The following is a 14,982-nucleotide window of genomic DNA, read 5'->3' on the forward strand; positions in this document are numbered from 1 at the left end:
GGCGACTCCCGGCCGCTCGCCCGTACGCCCGCGCCGCTCGCCCGTACGCCCGCGCCGCGCGCTCGTGCCCCATCATCCCCCGCCCCAGGAGCCTGGCATGGCCATCGACCCACGCGCTCCCGCAGCCCGCCCGTCGGGCGCGGCACCGCCCGCGACCCCCGCGCCCCGCATCGGCGTTCCCGGCATCGTCTTCTTCATCATCGCCGCCTCGGCGCCGCTCACCGTAGCGGCCGGCGGCATCCCGCAGTCCCTCGGCGTCACCGGCGTCCTCGGCATCCCGCTGCTCTACCTGTTGATCGCGGTCCTGCTGGCGGTCTTCAGCGCGGGCTACGCCGCGATGAGCCGGCACATCACCGGCGCCGGCGCCTTCTACGCCTACGCGGCGCACGGCATCGGCCGCACCGCGGGCGTCGCCGCCGCCTTCGTCGCGCTGGTCTCCTACAACGCCATGCAGGTCGGCATCGCCGGGCTCTTCGGCGCCACCACCGCCGACTTCCTCGCGGCCCGCACCGGCCTGGACATTCCCTGGTGGACACTGGTGCTGGCCGCGACGGCGCTGGTCGGCGCGCTGGGCTACCGGCGGATCGACGTGGGCGTGAAGGTACTCGCCGTACTGATCGTGATCGAGTCCGGGACCGTGCTGGTCTTCGACGTCGCGGCCTTCGGGCACGCCCCGCAAGGCGTCTCGCTCGCCCCGCTGAGCTGGCACGCGGCCACCGACGGCGCGCTCGGCGTCGCCCTGTGCTGCATCTTCGCCGCCTTCATGGGCTTTGAATCGGCGGCGCTGTACGGCGAGGAGTGCAAGGACCCACGGCGGACCGTCGGGCGCGCGACCTACACCGCGGTCGCGATCATCGGCCTCTTCTACGCCGTCACCGCCTGGGCGATGATCAGCGGCGCCGGGGCCGGGCACGCGGTGCGCTACGCCGCCGCGCACGGCCCGGAGATGATGTTCGCGCTCGGCGCGGAGAGCCTCGGCCCGCTCTTCTCCGACCTGGCACAACTCTTCCTGATCACCTCCCTGGTCGCCGCGCTGCTCTCCTTCCACAACGCGGTGGCCCGGTACGTGCGTTCCCTGGGCCGGGAGGGCGTACTGCCGCGCGCACTCGGCGCACTGCACCCCCGGTACGCCTCCCCCGCGCGCGGCTCACTCGTACAGACCGCGGTGACCGTGGCCGTGACCGCCCTCTTCGCGCTCGCCGGACGCGACCCGGTGGACGACGTCTTCACCTGGCTCACCAACCTCGGCGCGCTGGGCGTCATCCTGCTGCTGCTCGTCACGTCGGTGGCGGTGATCTGTTACTTCGCGCGCCGGGGAAGCCGTGGCCGCGGTACGGACGAGGGGCGCGGCGGCGGCCGTACGGACGAGGGAGTCTGGCAGCGGCTGATCGCCCCCGGGCTCTCGGCCGTGGCGCTCGCCGTGATCTTCTACCTCGCGCTCACCACGTTCAGCGTCCAGCTCGGCGTCGGCCCCGGCAATCCGCTGCGCTGGGTCCTGCCCTGCCTGGTCCTCGTGGCCGCCGTACTGGGCGTCGCCTGGGCCCGCTACCTGCGGGCGGCCCACCCCGCCACGTACGCGGCGATCGGCACCTGCGCCACGGACGACGCCAACGCCTCCTGAGTACTCGTCATGGACGACGCCCCTGACTACTCGTCACGGACGGCAGCATTCGTCGTGAACGACACACCCTGAGCACTCGTCATGAACGACGCCCCCTCAGCGCTCGTCGTGGACAAGCGGCCCGGCCGGGCCCGTCAGCCGCCCGACGTGTCCAGTTCCGCGTCCGCGCTGACGCCCGCGCAGTCGTACGGGTCGTCCAGCCAGCCGTCCGGGAGGACGACCTTGTTGCGGCCCGAGGTGCGGCCGCGCGGGCCGTCGGCGCCGGCCGGCCAGGGCTGGTCGAGGTCCAGCGCGGAGAGGTGCTCCGCCAGCTCTTCGAGCGAGGAGGAGACCGCGAGCTTGCGGCGCATCTCGGAGCCGACCGAGAAGCCCTTGGTGTACCAGGCGACGTGCTTGCGGAAGTCGATCACGCCGCGCGCCTCGTCGCCCAGCCACTCGCCGAGGAGCGTCGCGTGGCGCACCATGATGTCCGCGACCTCCTTCATCGCGGGGCGCGCGTAGTCCTCCGTACGCCCCTCGAAGGCGGCCACGAGGTCGGCGAAGAGCCAGGGGCGGCCCAGGCAGCCGCGCCCCACGACGACGCCGTCGCAGCCGGTCTCGCGCACCATCCGCAGCGCGTCGTCCGCGGACCAGATGTCGCCGTTGCCGAGCACGGGGATGTCGCTGACCGCGCCGACGTGTTCCTTCAGGCGCGCGATGGCGTCCCAGTCGGCGGTGCCGCCGTAGTGCTGGGCGGCGGTGCGGCCGTGCAGCGCGACGGCGGTGACGCCCTCCTCGACGGCGATCCGGCCGGCGTCGAGGTAGGTCATGTGGTCGTCGTCGATGCCCTTGCGCATCTTGATCGTGACGGGCAGCGAGCCGGCGTTGCCGACCGCCTCGCGCAGGATCGAGCGCAGCAGGTTGCGCTTGTACGGGAGGGCCGAGCCGCCGCCCTTGCGCGTCACCTTGGGGACCGGGCAGCCGAAGTTCAGGTCGATGTGGTCGGCCAGGTCCTCTTCCGCGATCATGCGGACGGCCTTGCCGACGGTGTCCGGGTCGACGCCGTACAGCTGGATCGAGCGCGGCTTCTCGCTCGCGTCGAAGTGGATCAGCTGCATGGTCTTCTCGTTGCGCTCGACCAGCGCCCGCGTGGTGATCATCTCGCTGACGAAGAGGCCCTTGCCGCCCGAGAACTCCCGGCACAGGGTCCGGAAGGGCGCGTTGGTGATCCCGGCCATCGGCGCGAGGACCACGGGGGGCTGCACGCTGTGCGGGCCGATCTGCAGCGAGGACATCTGAAGCGGGTTCCTTCGACGGGTACGGGGGCGGGTGCGGCTTCCCATTGTCGCGCACGTGCGGAGCGGGGCGGTCGGCAACGGCCGCAACGGCTGCGGCGGGCCCGCCGCCCGCATCTCGGGAGCCCGGTCCGGGGAATCGTTGTAGCGTTCAATTATGCCCGAGCTCACCCACCGGCGACGCATGCTCGTGCTGGCGATCTGCTGCATGAGCCTGCTGATCGTCAGCCTGGACAACACCGTCCTCAACGTCGCCCTGCCCTCCCTCCGCCGCGACCTGCACGCCTCCGTGTCCGGCATGCAGTGGACCATCGACGCCTACACGCTCGTCCTGGCGTCGCTGCTGATGCTGGCCGGTTCCACGGCGGACCGGCTCGGCCGCCGCCGGGTCTTCCAGGCCGGCCTCATCGTCTTCACCCTCGGCTCGCTGCTGTGCAGCCTCGCGCCGAGCCTGCCGTGGCTGGTGGCGTTCCGGATGGTGCAGGCGGTGGGCGGCTCGATGCTCAACCCCGTCGCGATGTCGATCATCACCAACACCTTCACCGAGCCGCGCGAACGGGCGCGGGCGATCGGCGTGTGGGGCGGCGTGGTCGGCCTGAGCATGGCCGCGGGACCGGTGGTCGGCGGGCTGCTCGTGGAGGCCGTCGACTGGCGGGCGATCTTCTGGATCAACGTACCCATCGGGCTGCTCGCGCTCTTCCTGACCATCCGCTACGTCCCGCACTCCCGCGCGCCCCACCCGCGCCGCCCCGACCCGGTGGGCCAGATCCTGGTCATCCTGCTGCTCGGCGCGCTGACGTACGCGATCATCGAGGCGCCCGAAGCGGGCTGGAGCTCGCCGCTGATCATGGGCTGCTCCGCGCTCGCCGTGCTGTCCCTCGCCGGGCTGATCGGCTACGAGCGGCGGCGCACCGAGCCGCTGATCGAGCTGCGCTTCTTCCGCAGCGCGCCGTTCAGCGGCGCCACGGTCATCGCCGTGAGCGCGTTCGCCGCGCTCGGCGGCTTCCTCTTCGTCAACACGCTCTATCTCCAGGACATCCGCGGCCTCTCGGCGCTCGCGGCGGGCCTGTACATGCTGCCGATGGCGGCCATGACGCTGATCTTCGCGCCGCTGTCCGGGCGGCTGGTCGGCGCCCGCGGGCCACGGCTGCCGCTGCTGCTCGCCGGTACCGGCATGGTGCTCAGCGGCGTGCTCTTCGCCGCTTTCGAGGCGGAGACCAGTACGCCGCTGCTCTTCACCGGTTACGTGCTCTTCGGCATCGGCTTCGGCCTGGTCAACGCGCCGATCACCAACACCGCGGTGTCCGGGATGCCGCGCGCGCAGGCCGGGGTCGCCGCCGCGGTGGCCTCCACCAGCCGCCAGGTGGGCCAGTCGCTGGGCGTGGCCGTGATCGGCGCGGTGCTGGCGAGCGGTGCGGGGGCCGCCGCGTCCGACGACCGGTTCGCCGCCGCCGGCCGCCCGGCCTGGTGGATCATCACCGGCTGCGGCCTGGCCGTCCTCCTCGTCGGCGCGCTCACCAGCGGCCGCTGGGCCCGGGAGACGGCCCGCCGCGCGGCCCATCAGCTGGAGCAAGCCCCGTCGAACAGCCGGCCGGCCGGCTGCCGGCAGAACTAGCTCGCGACGGCCTCGGCGCTCTCCGCAGCCTTCCTCTCCGCGGCCTTCCTCTCCTCCGCCGCCACCGCCAGCTCCCTCAACCGCTCCAGCCGTTCCCGCGACGCCTCGTCCCGCGGCGAGTACACCGTCACCCGGATGCCCTCCCGCGCGCCGACGTACAGCGGGGTGTTGGCCACCCGCACCAGCCCGACCTCCGGGTTCTCGAAGGTCTTGGTCTTCGCGCGGGCGCACAGCACCTCGTGCCGGTCCCAGAGCTCGCGGAACTCCGGCGAGGCCCGCTGCAGCCGCTTGAGCAGCGCCTTCCAGGCGGGCTCCGCGACGTGCTCGGCCATCGCGGCGCGGAAGCGGGCCGTCATCTGGCCCAGCGTCTTCTCGAGGTCGGGCACGGCGGCCCGCCACTCGGGATGCGTGAAGGTGAGCCACAGGCAGTTGCGGTCCTGCGGTTCCAGCGCGTCGAGGTCGGTCAGCAGCCGCCCGTAGGTGCGGTTGTACGCGAGGATGTCGTACCGCCGGTTCTGCACGCAGGCCGGGAACGGCTCCAGCTGCGTCAGCACCTGCCGCAGCTCCGGCGAGACCACCGCGCACTCGCCGCCGGGCGCCGGGTCGACCGCGTCGGCGAGCGCGAAGAGGTGCGCGCGCTCGCTGGCGTCGAAGAGCAGCGCCCGTGCCACGGAGTCCAGCACCTGTGCCGAGACATGGATGTCCCGGGCCTGTTCGAGCCAGGTGTACCAAGTGACCCCGACCGCGGCGAGCTGCGCGACCTCTTCGCGGCGCAGCCCGGGGGTGCGCCGCCGCGGGCCGCGCGGCAGGCCGACCCGCTCGGGCGTGATGCGTTCGCGGCGGCTGCGGAGGAACGCGGCCAGCTCGTGCCGGCGGACCCGGGCGGCGTCGCGGGCGGGCGGCGCGGGGAGGGTGGTGACGGTCATGCTCCCAGGGTGACGCACCGCCGAGCCGGTTGCCAGGTAGTGCCGGTACCAGGATGAGCAGACTCTGGTACCCGGCTGGGCGCTGCCGGATTCTCGCAGTGTGAGCACCACGACGACACCTCAACCGACTCCTCCGACGAGGCCGGAGACCCCGGCTCCGGGCCGCGGCGGGACGGCCTCCGACGCCCGGCTGACCGGTCTCGGCCTCGCCACCCTCCTCCTGGGCGCCGCGCTGCCCATGACCGACTTCTTCATCGTGAACGTCGCGCTGCCCTCCATCGAACGCGATCTGCGGGCCGGGCCCGCCGTGCTGGAGATGGTCGCGGCCGCCTACGCCATGGCGTACGCCGTGCTGCTCGTCCTCGGCGGCCGGCTCGGCGACACGTACGGCAGGCGGCGGCTCTTCCTGTGGGGCGCGGCCGCCTTCGGGCTCACCTCGCTGGCCTGCGGCCTGGCGCCGGACGCCTGGACGCTGGTGGCGGCGCGGGCCGCGCAGGGCGCGGCGTCCGCGGTGATGCTGCCGCAGGTGCTGGCCACCATCCACGCGACCACGTCCGGCGGGCGGCGCGGCCGGGCGCTGGGCCTGTACGGCGCGACGGGCGGCGTCGCCGGGGTGGCCGGGCAGCTGCTCGGCGGGCTGCTGGTCTCCGCCGACCTGCTGGGCACCGGCTGGCGCGCGATCTTCCTGGTGAACGTGCCGGTGGTGGCGGCCATCCTGCTGCTGGGCCGGTTCTCGGTACCGGACAGCCGGGCGGCGCGGCCGTCCCGCGGCGACCGGGCCGGTACGGCGCTCTTCGCGCTCGCGCTGGTCGCGCTGCTGCTGCCGCTGACCGAGGGCCGGGCGGCCGGCGGTCCGCTGTGGTCCTGGCTGCTGCTGGCCGCCGCGCCCCTGCTGGCCTGGGCGTTCTACGTGGTCGAGCGGCGGGCCGAGCGCAGCGGCGGCGCCCCGCTGCTGCCGCCGTCCCTGCTGCGCGAGCCGGGGCTGCGGCGCGGGCTGGCCGTGGCGGTCCCGCTGTTCGCCGGGTTCGGCGGCTTCATGTTCGTGGTGGCGGTCGCGCTCCAGCAGGGGCTGGGGCTGTCGCCCGTCGTGGCGGGCGCCGCCATCGTGCCGATGAGCGTGACGTACCTGGTCACGTCCATGTGGGGGCCCCGGCTGGTACCGCGGCTGGGCAGCCGGGTGCTGACGGCCGGTGCGGTGGCGCACGCGGTGGGGCTGGCCCTGCTCGCGGCGACCGTCCTGACCCGCTGGCCGGACCTGGACCCGGTCTCCCTGGCCCCCGCGATGGCCGTCATCGGCGCAGGGCAGGGCTTCCAGCTCCCGACGTACTTCCGGGTGATGCTCGCCTCGGTACCGCCGGAGCGGGCGGGCGCGGGCAGCGGCCTCTCGGTCACCGCCCAGCAGACCTGCCTCGCGCTCGGCGTGGCAGTGATCGGCTCGGTGTACCTGGGCCTCGTCCCGTCCATGGGCACCCGCGACGCACTCCTGACGGCCCTCGCCGTCCAGTTCACGGGCCTGCTGGCCATGACGGCCCTGTCCCTGCGCCTCCCGCGCACCCTGCACTGAAAACGCGAATCCCCGCGCCCCTTCAGGGGCGCGGGGAACTGCGCGCGCAGCCACAACGGCGCGGCACGTCCGCTACGGTGCCGAAGCCCCACCCCGGAGGCCACGGCGAACCGCTGCGTCAGCAGCCCAGCAGACGCCCACCCAGGTACGACTGGATCTGGTCCAGAGAGACGCGCTCCTGCTTCATCGTGTCGCGCTCGCGCACGGTCACCGCGTTGTCGTCGAGGGTGTCGAAGTCGACCGTGACGCAGAACGGCGTGCCGATCTCGTCCTGGCGGCGGTAGCGGCGGCCGATCGCGCCCGCGTCGTCGAACTCGATGTTCCAGTTCTTGCGCAGGTCCGCCGCGAGGCCCTTGGCCTTCGGGGACAGCTGCGGGTTCCGGGACAGCGGAAGGACAGCGACCTTGACCGGCGACAGGCGCGGGTCCAGGCGCAGGACGGTGCGCTTCTCCATCTTGCCCTTGGCGTTGGGCGCCTCGTCCTCGACGTACGCGTCGAGCATGAAGGCGAGCATCGCGCGGCCGACACCGGCCGCGGGCTCGATGACGAACGGGGTGTACCGCTCGCCGGCCTCCTGGTCGAAGTAGGACAGGTCCTGGCCGGACGCCTTGGAGTGCGAGGAGAGGTCGTAGTCCGTACGGTTCGCGACGCCCTCCAGCTCGCCCCACTCCGAGCCGCCGAACTGGAAGCGGTACTCGATGTCAGCGGTGCGCTTGGAGTAGTGCGAGAGCTTCTCGGCGGGGTGCTCGTACCAGCGGATGTTCTCCTCGCGGAGACCCAGGTCGCGGTACCAGTTCCAGCGCTGCTCCATCCAGTACTCGTGCCACTGCTCGTCCTCGCCCGGCTTGACGAAGAACTCCATCTCCATCTGCTCGAACTCGCGGGTGCGGAAGATGAAGTTGCCCGGCGTGATCTCGTTGCGGAAGGACTTGCCCATCTGGGCGATGCCGAACGGGGGCTTCTTCCGCGAAGTCTGCTGGACCTGGGCGAAGTTGGTGAAGATGCCCTGGGCGGTCTCGGGGCGGAGGTACGCGACCGAACCGGAGTCCTGGGTCGGGCCGAGGTGCGTGGAGAGCAGGCCGGAGAACTGCTTGGGCTCGGTGAAGCTGCCCTTGTTGCCGCAGTGCGGGCAGTTGAGGTCGGCCAGGCCGTTGGCGGGCAGGTGGCCGTGCTTGGCCTCGTACGCCTCTTCCAGGTGGTCCGCGCGGAACCGCTTGTGGCAGGAGGTGCACTCGGTCAGCGGGTCGGTGAAGGTGGCGACGTGACCCGACGCGACCCAGACCTCCGAGGCGAGGATGACCGACGAGTCGAGACCGACCACGTCGTCGCGCGAGGTGACCATGTTGCGCCACCACTGACGCTTGATGTTCTCCTTGAGCTCGACTCCCAGCGGACCGTAGTCCCAGGCGGCGCGCTGGCCGCCGTAGATCTCGCTACACGGGTATACGAAGCCACGGCGCTTGCTCAGGCTGACGATGGTGTCGATCTTGTCGGCGGCCACGGTGCTCTCTTCATTGCGACGACGAACAGCGAATGACTCAGGGTACCGGCGGCCATGCCCCCGGGATCAAATCGGTTCCCGCCGCTGTCCCCCTCTCACCTGGTTTGTTGACAATCGTTTCCAGCCTAGTTGAAAATGACTGTCATGAACGTACGCCGTCAGATATCCACCGTGGCCCTCGCCGGCTCCGCCGTCCTGGGCCTCCTCGCCGTCTCCGCCTGCTCCACCTCCGGTGCAACGGGCAAGGAGGACGGCAAGCTCGCCGTGACGGCGTCCTTCTACCCGATGCAGTTCCTCGCCGAGAAGATCGGCGGCAAGCACGTCTCGGTCACCGGCCTCACCGCCCCCGGCACCGAGCCGCACGACCTGGAGCTCAGCCCGAAGCAGACCGCCCAGCTCGGCGAGTCCGACGCCATCGTCTACCTCAAGGGCGTCCAGCCGGCCGTGGACGAGGCCGTCAAGCAGTCCGGGGTGAAGCACACCGCCGACGCGGCCTCCTTCACGACCCTGGAGAGCCACGGCAGCGAGGTCGGCGGCCACGGCCATGAAGAGCACGGCCACGGGGGCCACGAGCACGGCGAGGAGTCCGGGCTCGACCCGCACATCTGGCTCGACCCCGTGAAGTACGCCGAGGCCGCCAAGGGCGTCGGGAAGACCCTCGCCGCGGCGGACCCGAAGCACAAGGCCGACTACGAGAAGAACACCGCCGCCCTGGTGAAGCAGCTGGACAAGCTGAACCAGGAGTACAAGGACGGGCTGAAGAACCGTAAGTCGGACACCTTCATCACCACGCACGCCGCCTTCGGCTACCTCGCCGAGCGCTACGGCCTCACCGAGGAGGCCATCAGCGGCCTGGACCCGGAGGCCACCGACGTCAGCGGCAGCCGCGTGAAGGACCTCCAGGCGCTCGCGAAGAAGCACGGCGTGCACACCGTCTTCTTCGAGACGCTGACCAGCCCCGACATGGCCAAGACGCTGGCCAAGGACGTACACGCCAAGACGGACGTGCTCGACCCCATCGAGGGCATCACCAAGAAGTCCCGCGGCGACGACTACCTCTCCGTCATGGAGTCCAACCTCAAGGCGCTGCAGAAGGCCCTGGGCGCCAAGTGACCGGCCGACCCACCGAAGGAGCTGCCATGAGCGGTACGGACGAGGCCCCGGCCGTCGTCTCGCTGCGCGGCGCGAACGCCGCGCTCGGCGCCCGCCCCGTGCTGCGCGGCATCGACCTGACCGTGCGGCGCGGCGAGGTCGTCGCGCTGCTCGGCGCCAACGGCTCCGGCAAGTCCACCGCCGTGCGGGCGGTGGTCGGCCAGGTGCCGCTCAGCTCCGGAGAGCTGGAGCTGTTCGGCACGCCCGCACGCCGCTTCAGGGACTGGGCGCGCATCGGGTACGTACCGCAGCGCACCACCGCGGCCGGCGGGGTGCCCGCCACGGTCCGCGAGGTCGTGGCGGCGGGCCGGCTGGCCCGTACGAAGCTGAAGTGGCCGGGGAAGGCCGACCGCGCGGCCGTCATGGCGGCGCTGGAGCAGGTCGGCATGGCCGACCGCGCGAAGGACTCGGTCGGCGCGCTCTCCGGCGGCCAGCACCAGCGCGTGCTCATAGCCCGCGCGCTGGTCGCCGAGCCCGAACTGCTGATCATGGACGAGCCGATGGCCGGCGTGGACCTCGCCAGCCAGGAGGTGCTGGCCAGGACGCTCCGCGCGCAGGTCGCGGCGGGCGCCACGGTCCTGCTCGTCCTGCACGAGCTGGGCCCGCTGGAGCCGCTCATCGACCGCGCCGTGGTGCTGCGGGACGGCTGCGTCGTCCACGACGGCCCGCCCCCGGAGGCCGTGGGCCAGCACGCGCTGCCCGGCCACGACCACGTACACCCGCACGCGGACGCGGCGAACGAGCCCGTCCGGACAGGACTGCTGACCTGAGATGGACATCCTCACCTACGCCTTCATGCAGCGGGCGCTGATCGCCGCCGCCCTGGTCGGCATCACCGCGCCCGCCGTCGGCATCTATCTCGTGCAGCGCCGCCAGGCGATCATGGGCGACGGCATCGGCCACGTCGCGCTCACCGGCGTCGCGCTCGGCGTCCTGCTCAACACCTCGCCGGTGTGGATGGCCGTGCTGGTCGCCACGATCGGCGCGGTGATCATGGAGCTGGTCCGGTCGTACGGCAGGACCCGCGGCGACATCGCGCTCGCCATGCTCTTCTACGGCGGCATGGCCGGCGGCGTAATGATCATCAACCTCGCCCCCGGCGGCTCCACCGCGAACCTCACGAGCTACCTCTTCGGCTCCATCACCAGCGTCTCCCCCGAGGACGTCACGGTCACCGCGGTCCTGGCCGCCTTCGTGCTGGTGATCACGCTCGGGCTGCGCCGCCAGCTCTTCGCGATCTGCCAGGACGAGGAGTTCGCACGCGTCACCGGCCTGCCGGTCCGCGTACTGAACCTCCTGCTCGCGGTCACCGCGGCGGTCACCGTCACCGTCGCCATGCGCGCCGTCGGCCTGCTGCTGGTCAGCGCGCTGCTCGTGGTGCCGGTCGCGGCCGCCCAGCAGGCCACCCGCGGCTTCGCGGCGACCCTCGCCATCGCGGTGGCGATCGGCGTGATCGTCACGCTCTCCGGTACGGCCGTGTCGTTCTACGTGGACGTGCCGCCGGGTGCGAGCATCGTGCTGCTGGCCATCGCGGTCTTCGCCGTCTTCTCGCTGATCGCCGCGCCACTGGCGAAAAAACGCGCGCGGGCGGCCGTGCGGGCCGAAGAGGGGTGCACCCTGGAGGTACCAGGTGCGCGGCCTCCCGCCGACGACGTCGGCGTGCGGGTGTAGTCGCGGGACGGTGTAAGCGTCCCACCCGGCCTCCGGTCATCACCTGGCACAATGGCCGGACGTTCCGCAGGGGGATGTTCTACGCCTAAGGGAGGCAACGGTGGCGACGAGCGCGGGATCTCCGGTGCGCGGCCGGTCGACGCGGCAGCGGGCCGCCGTGGCCGCGGCTCTCGACGAGGTCGACGAGTTCCGCAGCGCGCAGGAACTGCACGACATGCTCAAGCACCGGGGCGACTCGGTGGGGCTCACCACGGTCTACCGCACGCTGCAGTCGCTGGCCGACGCCGGCGAGGTGGACGTGCTGCGCACCAGCGAGGGCGAGGCCGTCTACCGCCGGTGCAGCACCGACGACCACCATCACCACCTGGTCTGCCGCAGCTGCGGCAAGGCCGTGGAGGTCGAGGGCCCGGCAGTGGAGCGGTGGGCCGATCAGATCGCGGCGGAGCACGGCTTCCGTGACGTCGCGCACACGATCGAGATCTTCGGCACGTGCGGGGACTGCGTGAAGGCCGCACAGGCGTCCTAGGGGCGCCTCGAGAACGACGAAGGGCCCGGTTGCCGCCAAGGCGGCTGCCGGGCCCTTCTGCGTGCGCTCAGCCCTGCTGGGCGGGCGCTTCCGGGACCTCGTTCGGCTGGGCGCCGCCGAAGCGCCGGTCGCGCTGGGCGTACGCCATGCACGCGTCCCACAGGTTCCGCCGGTCGAAGTCCGGCCACAGCACGTCCTGGAAGACCATCTCGGCGTACGCGCTCTGCCAGATCAGGTAGTTCGACGTGCGCTGCTCACCGGAGGGCCGCAGGAACATGTCCACGTCCGGCATGTCCGGGTAGTACAGGTACTTCGCGAAGGTCTTCTCGCTGACCTTCGACGGGTCCAGCCGGCCCGCCTTCACGTCCTCGGCCAGCGCCTGCGCCGCGTCCGCGATCTCCGCGCGGCCGCCGTAGTTCATGCAGAAGTACAGCGTCAGCTTGTCGTTGTCCGTGGTCTGCTCCTGCGCGACCTGGAGCTCCTTGGCCACCGACTTCCACAGCTTGGGCATCCGCCCCACCCAGCGCACCCGGATGCCGAGCGCGTCCAGCTGGTCCCGGGTCTTGCGGATGAAGTCCCGGTTGAAGTTCATCAGGAAGCGCACCTCGTCGGGCGAGCGCTTCCAGTTCTCGGTGGAGAAGGCGTACAGCGAGATGGCCTTCACGCCCATCTCGATCGCGCCCTGCAGCACGTCCAGCACCTGCTCGGCGCCGACCTTGTGCCCCTCGGTGCGGGGCAGCCCGCGCTCCTTCGCCCAGCGCCCGTTGCCGTCCATCACGATGGCCACGTGCTCGGGGACCAGCTCACCGGGGATCTTCGGCGGCCGCGCACCGGACGGGTGCGGCTCCGGCGCCTGGTACTCCCGCCGCGAACGGCCCAGAATCCCACGTCGTGCCATGCGTGCCACGTCTCCTAGTTCTTCGGTGGAGCTCTTGGGTGGAGCTCTTGGGTGGTTACTTCTCTACGCAGCTATTTCTCTACGTAGCGGAGCGAGCGCAGTCCCCGCTCCAGATGCCACTGCAGATACGCCGCGACGAGCCCGCTGCCCTCCCGGACGTGCCGGGCCTCGGCCGCGTCCGCCGTCGGCCAGTCCCCCGTCAGCAACGCGCTGAGCAGCGCGATCGACTCAGAGGAGGGTACGACGCTGCCGGGCACTCGGCACTCCCCGCATATCACTCCGCCCGCGCCGACCGAGAAGAACCGGTTCGGACCGGGCATTCCGCACCGCGCGCAGTCGTCAAAACTAGGTGCGTAGCCGTTCACGGCGAGCGAGCGCAGCAGGAAGGCGTCCAGGACGAGATGCGCGGCGTGCTCCCCGGAGGCGAGCGTCCGGAGCCCGCCCACCAGCAGCAGGTACTGCTGCACGGCCGGCTCGCCCTCGTGGTCGGTGAACCGCTCCGCCGTCTCCAGCATCGCGGTCCCCGCGGTGTACCGGTCGTAGTCGCGGACGATGCCGCCACCGTACGCGGCGATCGTCTCGCTCTGCGTGCACAGCGGCAGCCCGCGCCCGACCAGCTCGCTGCCGCGCGCGAAGAACTGCACGTCCACGTGCGAGAACGGCTCCAGCCGCGCGCCGAACTTCGACTTCGTGCGCCGGACACCGCGGGCCACGGCCCGTACCCGGCCGTGGCCGCGGGTCAGCAGCGTGATGATCCGGTCCGCCTCACCCAGTTTCTGGGTGCGCAGCACGACGCCGTCATCACGGAACAGACTCATGCAGCCATTGTCCCGTACGGCCGTACCGCACGGGGACGGTCCCCCGTTGCTCCCCGTCCGGGGCTCGGGCGCTCAGGCGCTCAGCCCACCTCGCCGCGGCTGCGGGCGTTCACGTACGCCGTGGCCGCGCTCAGCCGCTCGCTCGCCGTCGCGATCCGCACGGCGTCGGGCACGCAGTCCCACTCCCGCCCGCCGCCCACCGGCCGCAGCTGCAGATACGGCCCCTCGCTCCCCATCACCATTCCGACCCTGCCCGTCCGCGTGTCCACGACGTACGAACCCACCGCGGCGCTCATCGTTCCTCGCTCGCTTTCTTCACCCTCGTATCCGGCACTGGTGTCCCACTGTCCCGACCCGGACTTTTCCGCCGGAAGATTTTCCCTGTTCACATCCGTGACACACGCCGGCGGATCTAAAATCAACAGCGGCGTACGCGCGTCAAGTGCGGCGGGCTGCAGGGAAGTTGAGGAACTCGGGCAGCATGTCCGCCCGCGCGTACGAGGAGTTGAGGGCCTGACCGCGCGGCAGCCCTAGGAGGGCGTGCGCGCGGCCGCGGCGAGGAGCCGGTCCGTGTCCTGCGCGTCGAGCGACAGCGCCGTGCCGACGGTCGTGAGGACCTCGCGCTCGGGGCCCGTGTAGGGACCGTCCGCGAGGGCGATGCGCGCGCCCTGCAGCAGCAGGGATTCGCGGCCCGCCGGCGCGAGGTGGGGCGCCAGCGGTTCCAGCGCTTCGTGGAGCTCTATGGCGAGCGCCGTGCCGCACGGGTCGAGGCCGTCGCGGCCGTCGTGGTACGTGCCGGGGAGCCGGCCCGTGTCGGCGGCCAGCGCGGCCAGCAGGGAGAGCAGCTGGTCCTCCGTGCACTCGGTGAAGCCGGAGGCCCGTACCGCCGCGACCGCCTGCTCGCGGACCGTGCGGGACGCCGTGCCGCCCGCCGCCAGCAGCGCGAGCGTCACCGTGTGCACCGCGTCGCGGAGCATCGCGGAGAAGCGGGTCGTGGTGGGGTGGTCCAGGGCGTCCAGGCCGAAGTGGCCCGTACAGGAGGAACATTCCAGGACGGGGCCGGCCGCGCCGCGCGGGAGGACGGGGACGCCGAGCAGGGTCAGCCGGCGCCTGCCCGTACGGCGGCGGTAGTTACGGTCGCCACCGCACTCGGGGCAGAAGAACTCGCCGTCGGCGATCGTGCGCCATGACGTGCGCACGCCCACCATGCCCAGCTTGTGCATCACGTCCAGACCTCCATACCGCGCTGGCCACGCTGCCCCGCTGACGTGATGTTAGCCACATCAGAGACGCGGCGTCAGCATGTCGTACCGGACAATGCGGAAGGCCCCGCGCCTCTTTTCGACGAGGAGCGGGGCCTTGCGCGGGCGTCACGCGGGGGCGGTGAACCGGCCCGTGGGTACGTTCCCGTACCCG

The 14,982-nt window shown here is 71.9% G+C and carries 14 protein-coding genes; 7 read left to right on the top strand and 7 right to left on the bottom strand.

Annotation, left to right across the window (positions count from 1 at the left end; all coding sequences use genetic code 11):
• Positions 1-97: 97 nt before the first annotated feature.
• Positions 98-1,621, top strand: coding sequence for an APC family permease (locus tag ACIGXO_RS13460; protein WP_399784827.1), 1,524 nt, complete (start codon positions 98-100; stop codon positions 1,619-1,621).
• Between the two features lie 134 nt (positions 1,622-1,755).
• Here the strand turns inward: ACIGXO_RS13460 and dusB are convergent, their stop codons facing one another.
• Entirely contained in the window at positions 1,756-2,895 is a 1,140-nt protein-coding gene (dusB, locus tag ACIGXO_RS13465) for a tRNA dihydrouridine synthase DusB (protein WP_399784830.1), read from the bottom strand.
• Positions 2,896-3,052: 157 nt separating this feature from the next.
• On the opposite strand from dusB, the gene ACIGXO_RS13470 reads away from it, so the two are divergent.
• Entirely contained in the window at positions 3,053-4,510 is a 1,458-nt protein-coding gene (locus tag ACIGXO_RS13470; protein ID WP_399784833.1) for an MFS transporter, read from the top strand.
• On the opposite strand, the gene ACIGXO_RS13475 is transcribed toward ACIGXO_RS13470, so the two are convergent.
• Positions 4,507-5,436: a helix-turn-helix transcriptional regulator gene (locus ACIGXO_RS13475; protein ID WP_399784836.1), complete on the bottom strand. Its 930-nt coding sequence runs from the start codon at positions 5,434-5,436 to the stop codon at positions 4,507-4,509. The genes ACIGXO_RS13470 and ACIGXO_RS13475 overlap by 4 nt on opposite strands.
• Before the next feature lie 100 nt (positions 5,437-5,536).
• Here ACIGXO_RS13475 and ACIGXO_RS13480 point away from each other — a divergent pair, with 100 nt between their 5' ends.
• Entirely contained in the window at positions 5,537-7,000 is a 1,464-nt protein-coding gene (locus ACIGXO_RS13480) for an MFS transporter (RefSeq protein WP_399784839.1), read from the top strand.
• A 118-nt stretch (positions 7,001-7,118) separates the two neighbouring features.
• Here the strand turns inward: ACIGXO_RS13480 and ACIGXO_RS13485 are convergent, their stop codons facing one another.
• Entirely contained in the window at positions 7,119-8,501 is a 1,383-nt protein-coding gene (locus tag ACIGXO_RS13485; protein WP_399784842.1) for a glycine--tRNA ligase, read from the bottom strand.
• Positions 8,502-8,645: 144 nt separating this feature from the next.
• Between ACIGXO_RS13485 and ACIGXO_RS13490 the strand changes: the two genes are divergently transcribed.
• From ACIGXO_RS13490 to ACIGXO_RS13505, 4 genes are all read left to right on the top strand, one after another.
• Positions 8,646-9,614, top strand: coding sequence for a metal ABC transporter substrate-binding protein (locus ACIGXO_RS13490; protein WP_399784845.1), 969 nt, complete (start codon positions 8,646-8,648; stop codon positions 9,612-9,614).
• A 26-nt stretch (positions 9,615-9,640) separates the two neighbouring features.
• Entirely contained in the window at positions 9,641-10,423 is a 783-nt protein-coding gene (locus ACIGXO_RS13495; RefSeq protein WP_399784847.1) for a metal ABC transporter ATP-binding protein, read from the top strand.
• 1 nt (position 10,424) lies between these two features.
• Complete coding sequence (locus ACIGXO_RS13500) at positions 10,425-11,324, top strand: metal ABC transporter permease (RefSeq protein ID WP_399784850.1); 900 nt, start codon at positions 10,425-10,427, stop codon at positions 11,322-11,324.
• A 100-nt stretch (positions 11,325-11,424) separates the two neighbouring features.
• Entirely contained in the window at positions 11,425-11,850 is a 426-nt protein-coding gene (locus ACIGXO_RS13505) for a Fur family transcriptional regulator (RefSeq protein ID WP_031066726.1), read from the top strand.
• A 67-nt stretch (positions 11,851-11,917) separates the two neighbouring features.
• Here ACIGXO_RS13505 and ACIGXO_RS13510 read toward each other — a convergent pair whose 3' ends face one another.
• The 4 genes from ACIGXO_RS13510 to ACIGXO_RS13525 all read right to left on the bottom strand — a co-directional run bounded on the left by ACIGXO_RS13510 (position 11,918) and on the right by ACIGXO_RS13525 (position 14,789).
• On the bottom strand, positions 11,918-12,748 hold the full coding sequence (locus ACIGXO_RS13510; protein ID WP_399784853.1) for an isoprenyl transferase: 831 nt from the start codon (positions 12,746-12,748) through the stop codon (positions 11,918-11,920).
• A 71-nt stretch (positions 12,749-12,819) separates the two neighbouring features.
• Positions 12,820-13,566, bottom strand: a complete 747-nt coding sequence (gene recO / locus ACIGXO_RS13515) for a DNA repair protein RecO (protein ID WP_399784856.1) — start codon at positions 13,564-13,566, stop codon at positions 12,820-12,822.
• Positions 13,567-13,646: 80 nt separating this feature from the next.
• A complete protein-coding gene (locus tag ACIGXO_RS13520) occupies positions 13,647-13,862 on the bottom strand; it encodes a hypothetical protein (protein ID WP_399784859.1) in 216 nt (71 codons plus the stop codon).
• A 234-nt stretch (positions 13,863-14,096) separates the two neighbouring features.
• The gene (locus ACIGXO_RS13525) at positions 14,097-14,789 is read right to left on the bottom strand and encodes a TerB family tellurite resistance protein (RefSeq protein WP_399785653.1); all 693 of its coding nucleotides are present in this window, start codon (positions 14,787-14,789) and stop codon (positions 14,097-14,099) included.
• Positions 14,790-14,982 lie beyond the last annotated feature (193 nt).

The sequence above is a fragment of the Streptomyces sp. NPDC053542 genome, from assembly GCF_044544685.1.
Taxonomy (GTDB): domain Bacteria; phylum Actinomycetota; class Actinomycetes; order Streptomycetales; family Streptomycetaceae; genus Streptomyces.

Excerpts from the sequence above, each read along its gene's own strand:
- ACIGXO_RS13495 (WP_399784847.1), top strand. The coding sequence starts at position 9,641 with ATGAGCGGTACGGACGAGGCCCCGGCCGTCGTCTCGCTGCGCGGCGCG.
- ACIGXO_RS13525 (WP_399785653.1), bottom strand. The coding sequence starts at position 14,789 with ATGCACAAGCTGGGCATGGTGGGCGTGCGCACGTCATGGCGCACGATC.
- recO (WP_399784856.1), bottom strand. The coding sequence starts at position 13,566 with ATGAGTCTGTTCCGTGATGACGGCGTCGTGCTGCGCACCCAGAAACTG.
- ACIGXO_RS13490 (WP_399784845.1), top strand. The coding sequence starts at position 8,646 with ATGAACGTACGCCGTCAGATATCCACCGTGGCCCTCGCCGGCTCCGCC.
- ACIGXO_RS13500 (WP_399784850.1), top strand. The coding sequence starts at position 10,425 with ATGGACATCCTCACCTACGCCTTCATGCAGCGGGCGCTGATCGCCGCC.
- dusB (WP_399784830.1), bottom strand. The coding sequence starts at position 2,895 with ATGTCCTCGCTGCAGATCGGCCCGCACAGCGTGCAGCCCCCCGTGGTC.
- ACIGXO_RS13460 (WP_399784827.1), top strand. The coding sequence starts at position 98 with ATGGCCATCGACCCACGCGCTCCCGCAGCCCGCCCGTCGGGCGCGGCA.
- ACIGXO_RS13475 (WP_399784836.1), bottom strand. The coding sequence starts at position 5,436 with ATGACCGTCACCACCCTCCCCGCGCCGCCCGCCCGCGACGCCGCCCGG.
- ACIGXO_RS13520 (WP_399784859.1), bottom strand. The coding sequence starts at position 13,862 with ATGAGCGCCGCGGTGGGTTCGTACGTCGTGGACACGCGGACGGGCAGG.
- ACIGXO_RS13470 (WP_399784833.1), top strand. The coding sequence starts at position 3,053 with ATGCCCGAGCTCACCCACCGGCGACGCATGCTCGTGCTGGCGATCTGC.
- ACIGXO_RS13510 (WP_399784853.1), bottom strand. The coding sequence starts at position 12,748 with ATGGCACGACGTGGGATTCTGGGCCGTTCGCGGCGGGAGTACCAGGCG.